This is a genomic window from uncultured Campylobacter sp. (assembly GCF_938031315.1).
Lineage (GTDB): Bacteria > Campylobacterota > Campylobacteria > Campylobacterales > Campylobacteraceae > Campylobacter_B.
Genome location: NZ_CALHHT010000305.1, coordinates 1 through 1,413 on the forward strand (window position 1 = coordinate 1; position 1,413 = coordinate 1,413).

The 1,413-nt window shown below is 46.2% G+C and carries 3 protein-coding genes; all 3 read left to right on the plus strand.

All coding sequences use genetic code 11. The features are described from left to right. Positions 1–582, plus strand: a 582-nt coding sequence (locus tag Q0236_RS07530) for a toprim domain-containing protein (protein WP_297916579.1), incomplete at its 5' end; no start/stop codon positions are given. Positions 583–664: 82 nt separating this feature from the next. Then, on the plus strand, positions 665–1,207 hold the full coding sequence (locus Q0236_RS07535; RefSeq protein WP_297916581.1) for a 4'-phosphopantetheinyl transferase superfamily protein: 543 nt from the start codon (positions 665–667) through the stop codon (positions 1,205–1,207). Continuing rightward, the coding region (locus tag Q0236_RS07540) for a hypothetical protein (protein ID WP_297916583.1) at positions 1,204–1,413 on the plus strand (210 nt) is incomplete at its 3' end. The genes Q0236_RS07535 and Q0236_RS07540, both read left to right, overlap by 4 nt.

Sequence of the window (1,413 nt, forward strand, 5' to 3'; positions counted from 1 at the left end):
GAGGCAACTATAGAAAACTGCCATTTCCTCACAAGGGGTAGGCAGCTTTCCCCTGATACCGTCGCAACTTTTCTTCGGCACATTGTTATCATCAAAGACAAAAAAGGCAAGAAGGACATCCCTAATATTGGTTTTCCTTACAAAGTGCCGGGCACTAAAACCGTAACCAATTATGAAATTCGCAATTACAATTTTAAGAGCATGGCCGCTGGTGGCGATGCCTCAAGTTCTGTCTGGGGCGTATATTCCCGAAAAGTCGGCCGCATCTTCATCTTTGAGAGCGCCATCGACGCAATGAGCTTTTATGAATTATACAAGGATAAGCAAACGTTTCAACACACCGCCCTCGTCTCAACCGGTGGTGGTCTTTCAGGCAACCAAATCACGAACTTGATAAAAACATACAATCCGCAAGAGATAGTGTGCTGCTTTGACAATGACAAACAAGGTACACGATACAGAGAACGTGTGGAAAGCATTGTCAGAAACTGGAACATTAGGGAAGATAGTAATATAGAAGTAGATACTATTCTCCCTAATGATAAAGACTTCAACGACGACCTAAAAACTGCAAAATTCTAAAATAATTATCTCTGAAATACCTTTGCTTACTAACTATTATTTTATATTTTTATAAAGACTATTTTAGTAAAATCAGAGCTTTATGAGCGAGATAAAAATTTTAATCACCGACGAGGATCTGTGCGCCCCGAGGCGACTTTTGAGCAGGCGCGATAAGAAGCTGGCGCGCGCGCGAGGTCATCTGCGCGAGTTTCGCGTTTCGCGGGCACTTAAGGCACGCTTTAAAAAGCGCGGCAGATTTTGCATCTCGCACAAAAGCGCAGACGGCAAAACGATCGTCGCCGTGGCTCTAGCGAGGCAAAAATTCGGGCTCGATCTTGAAATTTTAAAACCGCGGGATTTTGCCGCAGCGAGCGAGTTTTGTTTCAACGCCTTTGAGCGCGAGCTTTTAGCGACGGCGGACGAGAGCGAAAAGACGCTCGTTTTTTATAAAATTTACACGATCAAAGAGGCGCTGATTAAGGCGCGAAGCCTAGGTTTTTACGCGCTTGATCGCGTGGGGCTCGCGCGCGGCGTAGGCGGTGAAGCTCTGGCGCTTGATGAGCGCGGCAGGGCATGGCTCTACAAGAGCTATATTTTGGAGGGCGAGATTTTGATTTCGCTCGTTTTTAGGGAGAATTTTTGAGACCTGTTTATCGTTTTTACGCTATTTCTAAAACGGCTTTCGTTCTGCTTTGCGCCGCGTTTTTTATAGGCGGATGTGCGCGCAAGGCGCCTGGGCAAATAGCAGAATTTAGCCAAAAGCAGTTCATCCTGACGGACGAGCTCGGCGTAAAAAGTAGAGCCCTAATCTCAAAAATTTCACCCGCAAATGGCGAGGAAGGCCGCTAC

Bases quoted from the DNA above. Each gene is read 5' to 3' on its own strand.
- Q0236_RS07535 (WP_297916581.1), top strand. From the start codon at position 665: ATGAGCGAGATAAAAATTTTAATCACCGACGAGGATCTGTGCGCCCCG.